The following is a 16,069-nucleotide window of genomic DNA, read 5'->3' as shown; positions in this document are numbered from 1 at the left end:
CGCCACATCCGACATTTACAGGTAAAACGAGGAGAGTTCCAGCATGACCGCGCCTTCATCCCCCGACCTGCCGGCGAGCGTCCGGCCGGGACCGCTGCGGCCGCTCGCCGACACGTCGGTCGCCACGATCGTGGCCGGTTTCGTCGCGATGATGACGGGCTACACGAGTTCGCTCGTGCTGATGTTCCAGGCGGGCCAGGCCGCGCACCTGACGCCCGAACAGATTTCCTCGTGGATCTGGTCGCTCTCGATCGGCATGGGCGTGACCACCATCGGCCTCTCGCTGTGGTTCCGCGCGCCCACCGTGATCGCGTGGTCCACGCCCGGCGCGGCGCTGCTGATCAGCTCGCTGCCGCACGTGCCTTACGCGGAAGCGATCGGCGCGTACATCGTGTGCGCGCTGCTGCTGACCGCCGTGGGCCTCACCGGCTGGTTCGACACGCTGATGAAGCGCATTCCCGGCGGCATCGCCGCGGCGCTGCTCGCGGGCATCCTGTTCGAGATCGGCATCGAAATCTTCCACGCGGCGCAGGTGCAGACGCCGCTCGTGCTGACGATGTTCTTCGCCTATCTGCTGCTCAAGCGCGCGGTGCCGCGCTATGCGATCGTCGGCACGCTGGTGGTGGGCGTGGCGGCCGCCGCGACGCTCGGCCTGCTCGACTTCAGCCACTTCCGCGTGGCGGTCGCCAAGCCCGTGTTCACGATGCCCGCGTTCTCCGTGCAGGCGATCGTGAGCATCGGCATTCCGCTGTTCGTGGTGGCGATGGCCTCGCAGAACGTGCCCGGCATCGCCGTGCTGCGCGCCGACGGCTACAACACGCCCTCCTCGCCGCTGATCGCCACCACGGGCCTCGCCTCGCTCGTGCTCGCGCCGTTCGGCTCGCACGGCATCAATCTTGCGGCGATCACGGCGGCGATCTGCACCGGCCCGCACGCGCACGAGGACCGCAACAAGCGCTATATGGCGGCGGTCTGGTGCGGCATCTTCTATCTGATCGCGGGCACCTTCGGCGCGACCATCGCGGCGCTGTTCGCGGCGTTTCCGCAGGCGCTCGTGGTGTCGATCGCCGCGCTGGCGCTGTTCGGCTCGATCATGAGCGGCCTGACCAACGCGATGCAGAACCCGAGCGAGCGCGAAGCGGCCCTCGTCACCTTCATGGTGACGGCCTCCGGGCTCACGCTGCTGTCGATCGGCGCGGCGTTCTGGGGCCTGGTCGCGGGCGTGCTTACGCAGGTGATCCTGAACGCGCGGCGCGCCTGAAAAACCGCATCGCAAACATGACGGCACGACGAGCGCGTACGCGACATCGCACCGCCTCCCGATCCGCCATAAAATGACGGTGTGCGCCGCGCCGGTCCCAACGGGCCGCGCGGCAGCCGTCCACTTTCACCGTCGCTGGCGCGCATGCGCCCACAAGGCCTGACATGACTACCGCACTCGATCAGCTCAAGCAGTACACCACCGTCGTCGCCGACACGGGCGACTTCCAGCAATTCGTGCAGTACAAGCCGCAGGACGCGACCACCAATCCGTCGCTGATCCTCAAGGCCGTGCAGAAAGCCGAGTACCGGCCGCTGCTCGAAAAAACCGTGCGCGATCACGCGGGCGAATCGGTCGAGGCGATCATCGACCATCTGCTGATCGCCTTCGGCACCGAAATCCTCAAGATTATTCCGGGCCGCGTCTCGACCGAAGTCGACGCGCGTCTCTCGTTCGACACGAAGAAGTCGATCGACAAGGCTCACCACATCATCGACCTGTACAAGAAGGCAGGCATCGAGAAAGAGCGCGTGCTGATCAAGCTCGCGTCGACGTGGGAAGGCATCCGCGCGGCCGAAGTGCTGCAGAAGGAAGGCATCCGCTGCAACATGACGCTGCTGTTCTCGCTCGCGCAGGCCGCGGCGTGCGCCGAAGCGGGCGCGCAGCTGATCTCGCCGTTCGTCGGCCGCATCTACGACTGGTACAAGAAGGCCAAGGGCGCGGACTGGGACGACGCGAAGGACGGCGGCGCGAACGATCCGGGCGTGCAGTCGGTGCGCAAGATCTATGCGTACTACAAGAAGTTCGGCTACAAGACCGAGGTGATGGGCGCGAGCTTCCGCAACACGAGCCAGATCGTCGAACTGGCGGGCTGCGACCTGCTGACGATCAGCCCGGACCTGCTGCAGAAGCTGCACGACAGCAACGACAAGGTCGAGCGCAAGCTCTCGCCGGAAGCGTTCAAGGACACGCAGATCGAACGCGTGGCCGTGGACGAAGCGTCGTTCCGCTTCCTGCTCAACGAAGACGCGATGGCCACCGAGAAACTCGCGGAAGGCATCCGCGCCTTCGCCGCCGACGCGGTCAAGCTCGACAAGATGGTCGAGGAACTGCGCGCGAAGTAAGGCGCGAAGTAAAGCGCCGAACCATCGGTGAGCGCGTGTTAAACGCTTACTGATCGCTCGACAAGACGCAGGGCCGCACGTGCAAAACGTGCGGCCCTTTTCATTTGCACCGCGGCTTGCACCGATACGCGCACGATGCACGGCTCACCGCGCGCCGCCCTGCAACCTCCATTCCATCTCTGCGCTCTCGCAAACCCTGGCGACGCACCGTGCGGCGGCGCGCGGGCCTGCGCCTAGAATCAGGACAGCGGCGCACACAGCCGCGCGTTTCATCCCCGCAAGCTCCCCACAACCGTTGCGCATTCGCGCGCGCGGACCGCCCTGCCTGGTCCCGGTTTGGTCCGCAAGGAAAACGACGATGCAGATCCAGCCCTACCTGTTCTACCCCGGCAACTGCGAAGAGGCGATCGCGTTCTATCGCGAAGCGCTCGGCGCGCAGGAACTGTTCAAGATGCGCTTCAAGGAAGCGCCGCCCGATCCGGCGCGTCCCATGCCCGCCGAATTCGCCGACAAGATCATGCACGCCACGCTTCAGGTCGGCGACGCGCAGATCATGATGTCTGATGGCGGCTGCATGACCGGCAACGACAAGTTCACCGGCTTCAGCGTGTCGCTCACGGCCGCCGACGCCGCCACCGCGCAACGGTATTTCGACGCGCTATCGAAAGGCGCGCAAGTGACCATGCCGTTCCAGAAAACGTTCTGGTCGCCGGGCTTCGGCATGCTGACCGACAAGTTCGGCGTGCCGTGGATGGTCACCGCGCCGCCGCTCGAAAGTCCCGCCGCTTAGGCCCGCTTAGGCTCGCTTAATCCCGCCTAGGCCCGCTTAAGCCCGCTTGAATCGCCGCAAAGCGGCTTCCCACCCGCCGCGCGCCTCACACCATCCGGTGCAGGTGCGCGCGCTCGATGTTCCAGCGCGGCTCGGTCTCCAGCAACAGGGACCGCAGTTGCGCGACCTGCTCCTCGAATCGCAAACCCAGCCAGTACGGCCCCTGCATGTCCGGCGCGAGCGGCGCGGCGGGCTCCGCCGCCAGCGCCTGCGCGCTTTCGAGCGACGGCACGCGCAAGGCCCGCGCAGCCGCCTCGGGATGCCGAGCGCCGCCGAAACGCAGCGCCCGCGCCGTCGCCAGCAAGGCCTCGCGCACTTGCGCGCTGCGCTGCGCGAACGCCACGCGCACGAGCTGCTGTTCGTAGCGCCCGAGCCCCGTCGCCATCATCTCCAGCGAGCTGAGGATCGCGCGATGCTGACGCTGGATCTGTTCGAGCCGCGCCGCCGGCACGTCGATCTCCTTCGCCACCGAAGGCATCAGCGAACGCAGCTGCACGAGACGCTGGTTGAGGCGGCGGAAGATTTCGATCTGCTCGTCGCTGTCCACGTGCACGCCGCTCACAATCTGCGTGTAGACGCGCGCGCATTCGCGCAGGCTATCGGCGAGCCGGTAGCGCCACGAATAGGTCGCGTGCAGCGGCAGCGCGAACGAAAACGCCAGCGCGATCACGATGCCGATCATCACGTTGAGCGTGCGCCAGAGGCCGGTGTCGATCAGATTGTCGCCGTGGCCCGCGACGATGCACATCGTGATCGCCGTGAGCAGCGCCACGTAGCCAGGCTTGCCGATCGCGTAATAGCTGCACACGGCCGCGACGATCGACATCAGCGAATACGTGAGCCACGACGAGCCCGTAACCGCTTGCACGACGATCAGCGTGAGCCCGATGAGCGCGCCGAGCAGCGTGCCCAGCGCGCGTTCCGCAGCCTTCTTGCGGATGTTGCCGTGATGCTGGAGCCCGCCGATCACCACCAGCAGCGTGACCGAGGCCCAGATGCCGTGCGGAATGTTGATGCCCGTGGTGGCGAGAATCGACGTGAGCATCGCGAGCCCCACGCGCACGGCGTGAATGAGCGCCGCATTGCGATAGCGATAGAACGGCGACGTGAGCGCACGCCAGACACGCGCGGCGCGCGAGCGGGCGCGTCGGCGCGGCACGGCGGCGGGGTGAGCAGAATGAGCGGATCGATGTTCGGACGAGTTCATGGTGCGCACAGGATATTCGGATGAGAGCCGTCGGTATGACAGCTCGCAGCGAACATCGTGCACCAGAAAAACACATGCCCGCAACCGTCTCCGGCGCGGGCATGCGTGTTATTCGACCGGCGGGCGCGCCTGAACGCGCCGCGCGGGTCAGCGTTCGAATCAGCTTTCGACCACGTCGAGATAGTCTTCGGGGCGCGTACGGTCCTCGCCCTTCTGCATCCCGAACAGATGCACGAGCACCGACACCACCACCGCCACCACGAGGTTCACGATCAGCGACCACACCGCCGCGTAGCCCGGCACGTCCATGCCGAACAGATGCACGACGAAGATCGAGCCCTTGAGGTGCAGCGAGATCGCCATCCACGTGCCGGTGCCGATACCGACCGCCCAGCCGATCAGCAGGCCGCGCCAGTCGAGCATGCGCGTGTAGAGACCGAGCACGATCGCGGGCAGCGTCTGGATGATCCAGATGCCGCCGAGCAGTTGCAACTGGATTGCGTACGTGAGCGGCAGCCCGAGAATGAACGCCACCGCGCCCACTTTCACGATCAGCGAAACCAGCTTGGCGATGTTGGTTTCCTGCTCGTTGCTCATGTTGCGGTTGATGAACTCCTTGTGGATGTTGCGCGTGTAGAGGTTGGCGGCCGCGATCGACATGATCGCCGCGGGCACCAGCGCGCCGATGCCGATCGCCGCGAACGCCACGCCCACGAACCACGACGGGAAGAAGTGCAGGAACAGCGCCGGCACCGCGAAGTTCGGACCGAAGGCCTTGAAGTACGGCGCGAATTCCGGCATGTCCTTCACGCCCGAGGCGAGCGCCATGTAGCCGAGCAGCGCGAGCAGGCCGAGCACGAGCGAGTACGCGGGCAGCATCGCCATGTTGCGGCGGATGGTGTTGCCCGACGACGACGACAGCACCGCCGTGATCGAGTGCGGATACAGGAACAGCGCGAGCGCCGATCCCACCGCGAGCGTCGCGTAGGCGCTATAGCCGTTCAGGCTCGACGCGTCCGGCGCCTTGAGCAGCAGCTTGGCCGGCGGCACCGAGGCGAAGATATGGCCGAAGCCGCCCATCTGCGCCGGAATCACGATGATCGCCACCGCGATGGTCACGTAGATCAGGATGTCCTTCACGACCGCGATCATCGCCGGTGCGCGCAGCCCCGAGGTGTAGGTGTAGGCCGCGAGAATCGCGAACGCGATGATGAGCGGCAGGTCGCCGACAAAGCCCGTCGTGTCGAAACCCAGCGCGCCGATCACCACTTCGATGCCCACCAGTTGCAGCGCGATATACGGCATCGTCGCGACGATACCCGTGACCGCGATGGCGAGCGCGAGCATGCGGCTGCCGTAGCGCGCGCTCACGAAGTCGGCGGACGTCACGTAGTGATGGCGCTTGGCGATGGCCCAGAGCTTCGGGAACACCACGAACGCGAACGGATAGATCAGGATCGTGTACGGCAGCGCGAAGAAACCCGTTGCGCCCGCGCCGAACACGAGTGCGGGCACGGCCACGAAGGTGTACGCCGTGTAGAGGTCGCCGCCGAGCAGGAACCACGTGACGATGGTGCCGAAGCGGCGGCCGCCGAGACCCCATTCGTCGAGATGCGCGAGATCGCCCTTGCGCCAGTGCGCGGCCAGGAAGCCGATGATCGTCACGCCGATGAAAAACAGCACGAAGACGAAGGTTGCGGTGACGTTCATTGCGCGCCTCCCGCGTTGCCGCGCTTCGAGCGGTCCTTGGTCTTGTGATAGACGAGCGCGGTGATGACCGCGCTGATCAGCACCCAGAGGAGCTGATACCAGTAGAAGAACGGGAAGTCCCACAACGTGGGTTCGACCTTGTTGTACGACGGCACCCAGATCATCGCGATCCAGGGCAAGAGCAACAGCCAGAGCCAGTGCTTGCTGGCTTTTGCGGCGTCGGCGTCGTGAGCCATGACGTCTCCTCCTCACTTATGTTGTTATGCGGCGTCGGTGCACCGCCTGTACGGCCGCCGAGACGGCCGATGGCCCGCGAGCTCGTGCCTCGCAAGGTCCCCGAAAGCGCTGAAAAGAGTAGCGAGGCCCCGATAGCGGGTCAAGCCGGGGCGGACCCCAACCCCGGCCATGCTGTAAAGGCGCGCTGCGCATGCGCTTCGAATCGTTTCGGATTCGAAATCGTCAGCCATCCGAAAGCCGGTAAAAACGACGGACGAAAAAAAACCGGCCCGAAGGCCGGTTCGTCTCGCGGCGCGCCACGCAGGCGCGACGGGAAGTCAGACTCAGATGGCGAACGTTTCGCCTTCCTTGCCGATTTCCTTGCAGGCCGCGCGCAGCGACTTGACCCACTGGTGCGCGGGCAGGCCGAGCTTGCTTTCGAGCAGACGCGCGCGCTTGTCGAGCGCCTCCCAGCTCACGTCGAGCGCCGGACCCGAGAACGCCAGCGCGACGCGGTTGCCGTCATGCACTTCGGGCAGCGCGATCACGCGGCCGTCGAAGGCTTCCTTCAGGCGCTTCATGTTGCGCACGTAGCTCGGATGATCGCCGAACAGGTTGATCGTGGCGACGCCCGCATCCGCGAGGCAGGCGCGCGCGGCGCGGTAGAACGCCACGCTGTCGAGCACCGGACCGCGTGCGGTCGCATCGTAAATGTCGATCTGCAGCGCGCCGATCGTGCCGTGGTTCGCGCGGTCCTGCACGAAGTCCCAGGCGTCGAGTTCGCGCACGGCGAGACGCGCGTCGTCCATCGGCAGATCGAACATCGTGCGCGCGGCGACCACGACCGCCGGATTCAGCTCGATCGCCTCGACCTTCGCGGGACGCAGATAGCGATGCGCGAACTTCGTCAGCGCCGCGGCGCCCAGACCGAGTTGCACGATGCGCGCGGGCGTGGCGATGAACAGCAGCCAGGACATCATCTGCTGCGCGTATTCGAGTTCGATGTGCTGCGGCTTCGACAGACGCATCGCGCCCTGCACCCATTCGGTGCCGAAGTGCAGGTAGCGCACGCCGCTCTCTTCCGAGAACGTGACCGGCGCGAAGCGCGGCTTGCGCGGTTTTTCGATGACCGGTGCGTGTTCGAGTTCTTCCGCGGCCAGCGCGGCGCGGCGCGCGAGCTTGGTGGACTTGGCGGCTTTGGCTGCCTTGAGAGGCTTGGCGGCCTTCGTCGGCTTTTCGGTCGTCGTGCTCGCTGCCGATGCTTCAACCACCGCTGCGGCAGCGGCCGGCGCGCGCTTCACGCGTGCGGCGGGCTTGGTTTCTGCCTTTGCTGCGGGCTTGGTTTCTGCCTTTGCTGCGGGCTTGGTTTCTGCCTTTGCTGCGGGCTTGGCTTCTGCCTTTGCTGCGGGCTTAACTTCTGCCTTTGCTGCGGGCTTAACTTCTGCCTTTGCTGCGGGCTTGGCTTCGGCCTTCTTCGCTGCGGGCTTCGCTGCTGCCTTCGTCGCGGGCTTGGCTTCGGCCTTGACTGCGGGCTTCGCTTCCGCCTTCGCGGCAGGCTTCGCTTCCGCCTTCACAGCCGGTTTCGCCGCAGTTTCTGCGACAGGCTTCGCTTCCGACTTGGCGACCGGCTTCGCGGCCGGCTTCGCTGCGCGCTTCGCGGCGGGCTTGGCAGCCGGCTTCGCTGCGGCCTGCTTCGGCGCTTCGACTTCCGCGGGCGCTGCCTCAGCCACCACGGCTGCCGGCGCGGCTTCAACCGCTGCCGGAGCTGCCGGCGCTGCCGCTTCCGCCACGACCGCCGCTGCGGTTTCGGCTTCGGCCGGTGCCGCTGCCTGCACCGGCGCTTCGGCTTGCGGCGCTGCGTCGATCTGCTTCGGCGCTTCGGTTTCCGGGGTCGTGCCGGTCGTCGGCGCGGTCTCGGCGGCGTCGGTCTTGTTGAATGCGCGGGCCTCGGCCGAAGCGCGCTTGATCAGAGTCGTCATGTGGAAAATGCGATGCTTGGAAGGAGCAAAAGCAGTCGCGGCTACAACACATTTGCAGCGCGACTGCGCGGGCGATCGAGAGCATAGCATTCGCCGCGGATCGCACTGCAATTAGACGGCAACGACGCGGCCTTCACGCCACAAAAAACACCTGAAAAAGCGGCGCAAAAAGCTCAGTCAACACTCAGTCGCACGCGCTCACACCGTTCACGATATTGCAGTGCTCGGCGCGCCAATGACTCTGATCGCTGATCCCAACGCCCACGTTCATCCCGCCAATCGCGGGCGAGCCCGTCTGCAACGCGAGCGGATTCACGCGCACCGGATGAAAATGCAGGTCGATGCGCGCGATGCGCAGCGCGGGCGGCACCGGCGGCAAAGGCGAAGCCACGTCGATGGCGCGCTCGACGACCGCGTCGTAATCGGCATTGCCGCTCGAATGCAGCAGCTTCACGGAGAGAATGCGGCCATCGGGCGTCGCGCGGATCGACACCACGGCTTCGGTTTCCACCGACACTTTCTTCGGATTCGCAAACATATTGCCGCCGAGCTTGCAGTTCACGTAGCGCTCCCATTGCCGCGCGTCCAGCGTGGCTTCGGTGGGCACGGGCGCGCCGGTTTCGGCGACCGACGCGAGACAGCGGTTCATGACGGCTTCGGGCGACGGATGCACCTGCGGACCGGCGACGTCCGGGTCGTCGGAGGCGCAGGCGGCCAGCGCGAGCATGCAGGGAAAAGCGATCAGGAGCAGGCGTTTCTTGTTCATTGTGGTCTCGTGTCCCATCGATGACGATGGCGCACCTCGGCGTGCGCGAGAGCATGCTAACGCGGCGAGATTGCGGCGCGCTTACGCGTACCTGGACGCGCGCCCGTTACGCATGCCCCTTACGCGAGCCCTTTCGCCCGCACGGACGCCCCGCGACGCGGCGCATCGTCCGGCTCGCCCGCGAACGCGCCGATCGCGCGCCACGCCACGAGTTTCGCGGCGAAGTTCATCGACGCATACGCCGGACTGCTCGACGGCAAATGCAGAATCGCGAGGCGCGGCGCGTGCGCGCCCAGAATGCGCTCGCCGATGCGCGCCGCCGTGCCGCCATTGAACGCGATCGCTTCGAGCGCGGGCAGGCTCCCGATCAGCGTGATGAGATCGTTACTGGCGTGGTCGCGGATCGCCGCGTCGAGACTGCCTTCGCGGCGCGCCTCGGCGACCACGTCCCACAGTCCGACACGATGCGCGCGCAGCGCCTGCAAACGCGCGTCGTAATCCATCGCGACGAGGTCCGCGCCGATCACCTCGCCCACCAGCGCCCAGAATTTGTTCTGCTTGTGCGCGTAATACTGCTGATGCGCGAGCGACGCCTCGCCCGGCAGGCTGCCGAGAATCAGCACGCGCGTGTGCGCATCGACGACGGGCGGGAAGCAGCGTTTGAAGGACATGGGCGATGCGGACGCGGTTTAGCGCGGCGCGGGGTTTGTCGCGTGATTTGCGGCTTGATGCGCACGCGACGCCGTATGCCCGAGCGGGCCGCGCTCGCGGGCCGAGTGCGCGGGTTGCGCCCGCTGCGCCTCGCCAGCCGAATCGGCAAGGTACGCCCACAGCGCGGGCAGCATGCATTCGGTGACGAGCAGCGGCTTGCCGTGACGCTCGAACACCGACCGCCGCGCGACGAACCCATGCGGCGCGTGCGCGCGGGCCGCGTCAATCGCACGGATCTCGCGCGCGGCAAGCGCATGCAGCGGATGCCGCGCGCTCACGCGGCGGCTCACGAGCGCCGAACGCGCCACGCCGCTATCGCTGTAAAGCAGTTCGGCAAGCGGCCGCGTGCGCAAGCGGCGCATCGCCTGCCAGACGCCGTGACTCGCATCGAGCGGCGTCGCGCTATGCGCGGCCACGAACGGCACGCCATCGACTTCGAGCACGATCTCGCGCACCCATGCGCGCTCGCGCGGCGCGAGGCCGAGCGCGGCGCATTCGTCGGACCAGGGCCTATCGACGGCTTCGCGCGTCACGCGCACCTGAACCTGACCGAGCGTGCGCAAATGCGCGGTCAGCGAACCGCCGCGCGTGAGCCAGTCTTTCTGGGCGGCGCTGAAGGCCGCGAGGGGCGCGACGCGCCAGTGCGCGTCGGCGGCATCGAATCGGATGGGCATGGGGCGATTATAGGCTGCGGGGTTTTCGATTTGCCGCCAGCCGGACAACGCGGCGCAGCACGTGAACACGCGCGCACAAACAAAAACCCCTCGCGGCACGACACCGCGAGGGGTTTCAAAACAGCGTGAAAAACAATCCGCGCTTTAGCCCGCCTTCGCCAGCAACAGCGCATTCGTGCGCTTCACGAAACTCGCCGGATCTTCCAGCGCACCGCCTTCGGCCAGCATCGCCTGATCGAACAGCAGATGGCACCAGTCCGCGAAATTCGCGTTATCGGCACGCAGCGCCTTGACGAGCGGATGCTCGGGATTCACTTCGAGAATCGGCTGCATCAGCGGCGCCTGCTGGCCCGCGGCCTTCAGCATGCGCTGGAGGTAACCGCTCATGTCGTTGTCGTCGGCCACGAGGCACGACGGCGAATCGGTCAGGCGGAACGTCAGACGCACGTCCTTGGCCTTGTCCTTGAGCGCTTCCTTCATCTGCTCGACGAGCGGCTTGAGCTCCTCGCTCACCTTCTCCTGCTGCTGCTTTTCCTCGTCGTTGAGCGTGCCCAGGTCGAGGTCGCCGCGCGCCACGCTCGCGAGCGGCTTGCCGTCGAAGTCGTTCAGGAACGACAGCATCCATTCGTCGACGCGCTCCGTCAGCAGCAGCACTTCCACGCCCTTCTTGCGGAACACTTCGAGGTGCGGGCTGTTCTTCGCGGCCTGCCACGTATCGGCGGTCACGTAGTAGATCTTCGACTGCTCGGGCTTCATGCGCGCGACGTAGTCGGCGAGCGAGACGCTTTGCTCCGCCGTGTCGTTGTGCGTCGACGCAAAACGCAACAGCTTCGCGATGCGGTCCTTGTTCGCGTGATCTTCGCCCACGCCTTCCTTGAGCACCTGGCCGAACTCGCTCCAGAAGCCGGCGTACTTCGCCTTGTCCTCGTCCTTCGCTTCGGCGTCGGTTTGCGCGTTCGCGAGTTCTTCGAGCATCGACAGCACGCGCTTGGTCACGCCGTCGCGAATCGCCTTCACGTCGCGGCTTTCCTGGAGGATTTCGCGCGAGACGTTCAGCGGCAGGTCCGCCGAATCGACCACGCCCTTCACGAAGCGCAGATAGTTCGGCAGCAGCTGCTCGGCGTCGTCCATGATGAAGACGCGCTTCACGTAGAGCTTCAGGCCGCTCTTGTGATCGCGGTTCCACATATCGAACGGCGCGCGCGCGGGCACGTAGAGCAGCTGCGTGTATTCGCTGCGGCCTTCGACGCGGTTATGCGTCCACGCGAGCGGATTCTCGTGATCGTGCGCGAGATGTTGATAGAACTGCTGATACTGCTCGTCGCTGATCTCGCTCTTGGAACGCGTCCACAGCGCGCTCGCCTGGTTGATGGTCTCGAACTCGTCCTTCGTGACCATCTCGCTCTTTTCGGCGTCCCATTCCTCGGCCTTCATTTCGATCGGCAGGCCGACGTGATCCGAGTACTTCTGGATGATGCTCTTGAGCTTGTGCGACGAGAGCAGTTCGTCCTCGCCTTCGCGCAGATGCAGCGTGATCGTGGTGCCGCGTTGCGCGCGCTCGATCTTGTCGACCGAGAACTCGCCCTCGCCCGCGCTTTCCCAGCGCACGCCTTCGCTCGCGGGCAGGCCCGCGCGGCGGCTTTCCACGGTGATCTTGTCGGCGACGATGAAGCCCGAGTAGAAGCCCACGCCGAACTGGCCGATCAGCGCCGCGTCCTTCTTCTGGTCGCCCGAGAGCTTGCCGAAGAATTCCTTGGTGCCCGAGCGCGCGATCGTGCCGAGGTTCGCGACGGCTTCGTCGTGGCTCATGCCGATGCCGTTGTCTTCGAGCGTGACGGTGCGCGCGGCCTTGTCGTAACTCACGCGGATGCGCAGGTTCGGATCGCTTTCATAAAGCGCGCTGTTTTCGATCGCTTCGAAGCGCAGCTTGTCGGCGGCGTCCGAGGCGTTCGAGATCAGCTCGCGCAGGAAGATTTCCTTGTTGCTGTACAGCGAATGGATCATCAGGTGCAGAAGCTGTTTCACTTCCGCCTGGAAGCTCATGGTTTCTTGTGCCATGTTCGAGAGTCCTCGTTCGTTGTAATTGCGTTGCAATGCGTTGATTTCAGAGCCGCGAGCGCAAACGGGCGGCTCGCGGCGTAATGCGCGCATAAGTGGGGATGCGCGGCCCCCGTTTCAAGCCCCCCGCCGCGCCACGCCGTCCAGATACCTGGAGAGGAACACGGGCAAGTCGGGGTCGCCGCAGTTCGCGATGTTGAAGCGCATCCACGTGGTCGGCGACTGATGGGGCGAGAACAGGCTGCCCGGCGTCAGCAGGAAGCCCGCCTCGTGGCCCGCGGCCGTGAGCGCGTCGGCGTCCACGCCGGTGTCGGCCCACAGGAACATGCCCGCGCCGGGCGCGGTGAACAGCCTGCAACCGGTGCGCTCCAGCATGCGCGCGGCCTTGTCGCGCACGGTGTCGAGCCGCGCGCGCAGGCGCTCCACGTGGCGGCGGTAGTGACCTTCGGTGAGCACGCGGTACAGCACGCGCTCGTTGATTTCGGGGCTCGTCATGCCGACCAGCATTTTCTGGTCCGCGACGGCCTGTGTCACCTCGGGCGACGCCGCGACGAAACCCACACGCAGATTCGGCGCGAGCGTCTTCGAAAAGCTGCCGAGATAGATCACGCGGCGTAGCTGGTCGAGGCTCGCGAGCCGCGTGGCCGGATAGCCGGTGGGACACAGATCGCCGTAGACATCGTCCTCGACGACGATGAAATCGTACTGCTCCGCGAGCCGCAGAATGCGGAACGCCTGGGCCGCCGTCAGCGAGGTGCCGGTGGGATTTTGCAGCACCGAATTGATGACGAGCATCCTGGGCCGCCAGGTTTCGACCAGCGCTTCGAGCGCGTCGAGATCCGGGCCTTCGGGCGTGTACGGCATGCCGACGAGCCGCGCGCCCTGCGAGGCGAAGCGGCCGAACATCTGGAACCACGCCGGGTCGCCGACCACGACGGTGTCGCCTGGCTGCACGTAGATGCGCGCGAGCAGGTCGATCGCCTGGGTGATGCCGGAGACCAGCACGATCTGTTCGGGCGTGGCGCCGATTTCGAGTTCGGCCATGCGCGTCTGCAACTGCTGGCGCAGCGGCAGGAAGCCTTGCGGCGAGCCGAAGCCCAGCAGTTGTGTGCCGCTGCTGCGGCCGAGCGAGCGCATCGCGCCCGCGATCAGTTCGCCGTCGAGCCAGCGCGCGGGGAAATAGCCCAGACCCGGCCCTTTTTCTGGATGCGTCGATTGCTGGAGCATGTTGCGCAGCAGCCAGACCACGTCGAGCGTCGGCGGCGCGGGCGGCTCGGTGGGCATCGGCGACGCCTCTGCGCCCGCGCGCCGTTCGAGCGGCGTGACGGCGGCGAGGCTGGCGACGCGCTCGCGCACGTAGAAGCCCGAACCGCGCCGCGAATCCAGATAACCCTGCGCGACGAGACGCTCGTAGGCCTCGACCACGGTGAAGCGCGACACGCCCTTGTCGAGCGCGAGCTTGCGGATCGACGGCATGCGCATGCCGGGGCGGAACACGCGCTCCTCGATGCGGCGGCGGCCCCACTGCACGAGCTGGTCGACGAGCGTGAGGGTGGCCGCGTCGTGCGGCGCCGGAATCTGATCGAGGGGGACGGACGACATGGGATCTCCAACTGTACCGAACACTATCGGAGCGATTGTACCGTTACTGTCCGCAGCCATACCGGTAAATTTATTCACATGCGTACCGGTAAGGATCCGGTAGAACGGCACCCACGCCGTTTCACTGTACTCATCCGTACTGCCCGCCGTTCTCGCCGCTGTACTTTTCTGTCCGTCAGGCTGTATTCGACTGTACCCGACTGTATTCACATGACCGCCACGCCGCTTCGTCTCGATCATCTCGTCGTTTCCGCCCGCACGCTGGAAGAAGGCACGCAATACGTGGCGGACACGCTCGGCATCGCGCCCACGGGCGGCGGCGCGCATCCGCTGATGCGCACCCACAACCGCCTGCTCGGGCTGTGGGGCGGCGTCTATCTGGAAGTGATCGCGGTCGATCCGGCGGCCGGCGCTTCGGGCCAGGGCCGCGCGCGCCTCTTTGCGCTCGACGATCCGGCCGTGCAGGCACGCCTCGAAGCGGGACCGTACCTCTCGCATTGGGTCGCGCGCGTGGAACCGCCGCGCAGCCTCGAACGCTGGCGCGCCCAGTATCCGCAGCGCATCGCCGATCTCGTGCCGATGACGCGCGGCAACCTCAGCTGGCAATTGAGCGTGCCGCTCGACGGCGCGTTTCCCGCGTGGCAAGGCGTCGGCGACGGCGTGCTGCCCTCGCTGATTCAGTGGGACACGCCGCGCCATCCGTCGCAATCGCTCGACGAAACCGGCCTCGCGCTCACCTCGCTCACCGGCTATCACCCGCAGGCGGACACGATCCGCGCGCAACTCGACTGGCTCGGCGCCTCGGCGCTGATGACGGTCGAAGAAGCCGATTCCCCCGCGCTCGTCGCGCACTTCGAAACCCCGTCGGGACCGCGATCGCTCGGCGCGCCCGCACGTCGATCTGTCGAGCGCGAATCCGCATAATGAAAGCACGTGAAACCCAGGGCATGCTGCTCGGCCTCGTCGGCGTCATGATCTTCAGTCTGACGCTGCCGATGACGCGCATCGTCGTCGCCGAATTCCATCCCCTGCTCAACGGTCTCGGCCGCGCACTCGCCGCCGCCGTCCCCGCCGCCCTGCTGCTCTGGGCGCGTCGCGAAAAGCGGCCCAACTGGGCGCAGGTCAAGAGTCTCGCCGTGGTGTCGCTGGGCGTGATCGTCGCGTATCCGGTGTTTTCCGCGTGGGCCATGAAAAGCGTGCCCGCCTCGCACGGCGCGATCGTCAACGGCCTGCAACCGCTCGCGGTGGCGATCTACGCCGCGTGGCTCTCGCACGAACGCCCGTCGAAGGCGTTCTGGCTCAGCGCGCTGATCGGCAGCGCGCTGGTCGTGGCGTTCGCGCTCCAGGCGGGCGGCGGCGCGCTGCACGCGGGCGACGCGTGGATGCTGGTCGCGGTCGGCATCGGCGCGCTCGGTTACGCCGAAGGCGCGCGCCTCGCGCGGCAGCTCGGCGGCTGGCAGGTGATCTGCTGGGCGCTGGTGCTCTCCGCGCCGTTTCTGGCAATTCCGGTCGGCTGGCTCGCGTGGGCGCACCATGTCGCGCACCCGGAGCCGGTTGCGCTCAAGACCTGGCTCGCGTTCGGCTACGTCACGCTGTTCTCGCAGTTCCTCGGCTTTTTTGCGTGGTACGCGGGGCTCGCGATGGGCGGCACGGCGCGCGTCGGCCAGGTCCAGCTGCTGCAGATTTTCTTCACGATGGCGTTCTCGGCGCTCGTGTTCGGCGAGCAGGTCGCGGCATCGGCGTGGCTCTACGCGGCGGCCGTGATCGCCACCGTCGTGCTGGGCCGGCGCGCCGCCATCCGCACCGCACCCGCGCCCGCGCGCGCTTGAGCGGGATTCGCGTCATAATCGAAGGTTTCCGGCGGCGCAGCGGTCTGGCGCGCCGCCCTGAAGTTGCGTCGTGACGTTGCGTCGTGAACTTGCATCGACTGGC

General features: G+C 66.5%; 14 protein-coding genes. 5 read left to right on the top strand and 9 right to left on the bottom strand.

Annotation, left to right across the window (positions count from 1 at the left end):
* The first annotated feature begins 43 nt into the window (after positions 1–43).
* From LDO54_RS17525 to yjdN, 3 genes are all read left to right on the top strand, one after another.
* Positions 44–1,261 (top strand): benzoate/H(+) symporter BenE family transporter, encoded by a 1,218-nt coding sequence (locus LDO54_RS17525; protein ID WP_065063665.1) that lies wholly within the window; start codon positions 44–46, stop codon positions 1,259–1,261.
* 164 nt (positions 1,262–1,425) lie between these two features.
* Complete coding sequence (gene tal / locus LDO54_RS17520) at positions 1,426–2,385, top strand: transaldolase (protein ID WP_224011952.1); 960 nt, start codon at positions 1,426–1,428, stop codon at positions 2,383–2,385.
* 358 nt (positions 2,386–2,743) lie between these two features.
* Positions 2,744–3,175, top strand: a complete 432-nt coding sequence (gene yjdN, locus LDO54_RS17515) for a VOC family metalloprotein YjdN (protein ID WP_224011951.1) — start codon at positions 2,744–2,746, stop codon at positions 3,173–3,175.
* Between the two features lie 85 nt (positions 3,176–3,260).
* Here yjdN and LDO54_RS17510 read toward each other — a convergent pair whose 3' ends face one another.
* The 9 genes from LDO54_RS17510 to LDO54_RS17470 form a co-directional block, all read right to left on the bottom strand.
* The gene (locus LDO54_RS17510) at positions 3,261–4,421 is read right to left on the bottom strand and encodes an FUSC family protein (protein ID WP_224011950.1); all 1,161 of its coding nucleotides are present in this window, start codon (positions 4,419–4,421) and stop codon (positions 3,261–3,263) included.
* A gap of 159 nt (positions 4,422–4,580) precedes the next feature.
* Positions 4,581–6,131, bottom strand: coding sequence for a monocarboxylate uptake permease MctP (mctP, locus tag LDO54_RS17505; RefSeq protein ID WP_224011949.1), 1,551 nt, complete (start codon positions 6,129–6,131; stop codon positions 4,581–4,583).
* Positions 6,128–6,367 (bottom strand): DUF3311 domain-containing protein, encoded by a 240-nt coding sequence (locus tag LDO54_RS17500; protein WP_224011948.1) that lies wholly within the window; start codon positions 6,365–6,367, stop codon positions 6,128–6,130. Before LDO54_RS17500 ends, mctP begins: the two co-directional genes overlap by 4 nt.
* 324 nt (positions 6,368–6,691) lie before the next feature.
* Positions 6,692–7,648 (bottom strand): spermidine synthase, encoded by a 957-nt coding sequence (locus tag LDO54_RS17495; RefSeq protein ID WP_436975612.1) that lies wholly within the window; start codon positions 7,646–7,648, stop codon positions 6,692–6,694.
* Positions 7,649–8,510: 862 nt separating this feature from the next.
* Positions 8,511–9,092 (bottom strand): energy transducer TonB, encoded by a 582-nt coding sequence (locus LDO54_RS17490; protein WP_224011947.1) that lies wholly within the window; start codon positions 9,090–9,092, stop codon positions 8,511–8,513.
* A 119-nt stretch (positions 9,093–9,211) separates the two neighbouring features.
* Entirely contained in the window at positions 9,212–9,763 is a 552-nt protein-coding gene (locus LDO54_RS17485) for a DNA-deoxyinosine glycosylase (protein ID WP_224011946.1), read from the bottom strand.
* Between the two features lie 18 nt (positions 9,764–9,781).
* On the bottom strand, positions 9,782–10,477 hold the full coding sequence (locus LDO54_RS17480; protein WP_224011945.1) for a chorismate--pyruvate lyase family protein: 696 nt from the start codon (positions 10,475–10,477) through the stop codon (positions 9,782–9,784).
* A 144-nt stretch (positions 10,478–10,621) separates the two neighbouring features.
* A complete protein-coding gene (gene htpG, locus LDO54_RS17475) occupies positions 10,622–12,535 on the bottom strand; it encodes a molecular chaperone HtpG (protein WP_224011944.1) in 1,914 nt (637 codons plus the stop codon).
* A 117-nt stretch (positions 12,536–12,652) separates the two neighbouring features.
* Positions 12,653–14,137, bottom strand: coding sequence for a PLP-dependent aminotransferase family protein (locus LDO54_RS17470; RefSeq protein ID WP_224011943.1), 1,485 nt, complete (start codon positions 14,135–14,137; stop codon positions 12,653–12,655).
* A 210-nt stretch (positions 14,138–14,347) separates the two neighbouring features.
* Here LDO54_RS17470 and LDO54_RS17465 point away from each other — a divergent pair, with 210 nt between their 5' ends.
* Both LDO54_RS17465 and LDO54_RS17460 read left to right on the top strand, forming a co-directional pair.
* On the top strand, positions 14,348–15,061 hold the full coding sequence (locus LDO54_RS17465) for a VOC family protein (protein ID WP_224011942.1): 714 nt from the start codon (positions 14,348–14,350) through the stop codon (positions 15,059–15,061).
* Positions 15,061–15,966: a DMT family transporter gene (locus tag LDO54_RS17460; protein WP_224011941.1), complete on the top strand. Its 906-nt coding sequence runs from the start codon at positions 15,061–15,063 to the stop codon at positions 15,964–15,966. The genes LDO54_RS17465 and LDO54_RS17460 overlap by 1 nt, the downstream gene beginning before the upstream one ends.
* The last annotated feature ends 103 nt before the right edge of the window (positions 15,967–16,069 follow it).

It is taken from the genome of Paraburkholderia tropica (assembly GCF_914484835.1).
Lineage (GTDB): Bacteria > Pseudomonadota > Gammaproteobacteria > Burkholderiales > Burkholderiaceae > Paraburkholderia > Paraburkholderia tropica_A.
Note: the sequence above shows the minus strand (reverse complement) of the source record. Positions and strands in the feature narration are given on the sequence as shown.

Coding starts and splice junctions, on each gene's coding strand:
- LDO54_RS17525 (WP_065063665.1), top strand. CDS start 44: ATGACCGCGCCTTCATCCCCCGACCTGCCGGCGAGCGTCCGGCCGGGA.
- tal (WP_224011952.1), top strand. CDS start 1,426: ATGACTACCGCACTCGATCAGCTCAAGCAGTACACCACCGTCGTCGCC.
- yjdN (WP_224011951.1), top strand. CDS start 2,744: ATGCAGATCCAGCCCTACCTGTTCTACCCCGGCAACTGCGAAGAGGCG.
- LDO54_RS17510 (WP_224011950.1), bottom strand. CDS start 4,421: ATGAACTCGTCCGAACATCGATCCGCTCATTCTGCTCACCCCGCCGCC.
- mctP (WP_224011949.1), bottom strand. CDS start 6,131: ATGAACGTCACCGCAACCTTCGTCTTCGTGCTGTTTTTCATCGGCGTG.
- LDO54_RS17500 (WP_224011948.1), bottom strand. CDS start 6,367: ATGGCTCACGACGCCGACGCCGCAAAAGCCAGCAAGCACTGGCTCTGG.
- LDO54_RS17490 (WP_224011947.1), bottom strand. CDS start 9,092: ATGAACAAGAAACGCCTGCTCCTGATCGCTTTTCCCTGCATGCTCGCG.
- LDO54_RS17485 (WP_224011946.1), bottom strand. CDS start 9,763: ATGTCCTTCAAACGCTGCTTCCCGCCCGTCGTCGATGCGCACACGCGC.
- LDO54_RS17480 (WP_224011945.1), bottom strand. CDS start 10,477: ATGCCCATCCGATTCGATGCCGCCGACGCGCACTGGCGCGTCGCGCCC.
- htpG (WP_224011944.1), bottom strand. CDS start 12,535: ATGGCACAAGAAACCATGAGCTTCCAGGCGGAAGTGAAACAGCTTCTG.
- LDO54_RS17470 (WP_224011943.1), bottom strand. CDS start 14,137: ATGTCGTCCGTCCCCCTCGATCAGATTCCGGCGCCGCACGACGCGGCC.
- LDO54_RS17465 (WP_224011942.1), top strand. CDS start 14,348: ATGACCGCCACGCCGCTTCGTCTCGATCATCTCGTCGTTTCCGCCCGC.
- LDO54_RS17460 (WP_224011941.1), top strand. CDS start 15,061: ATGAAAGCACGTGAAACCCAGGGCATGCTGCTCGGCCTCGTCGGCGTC.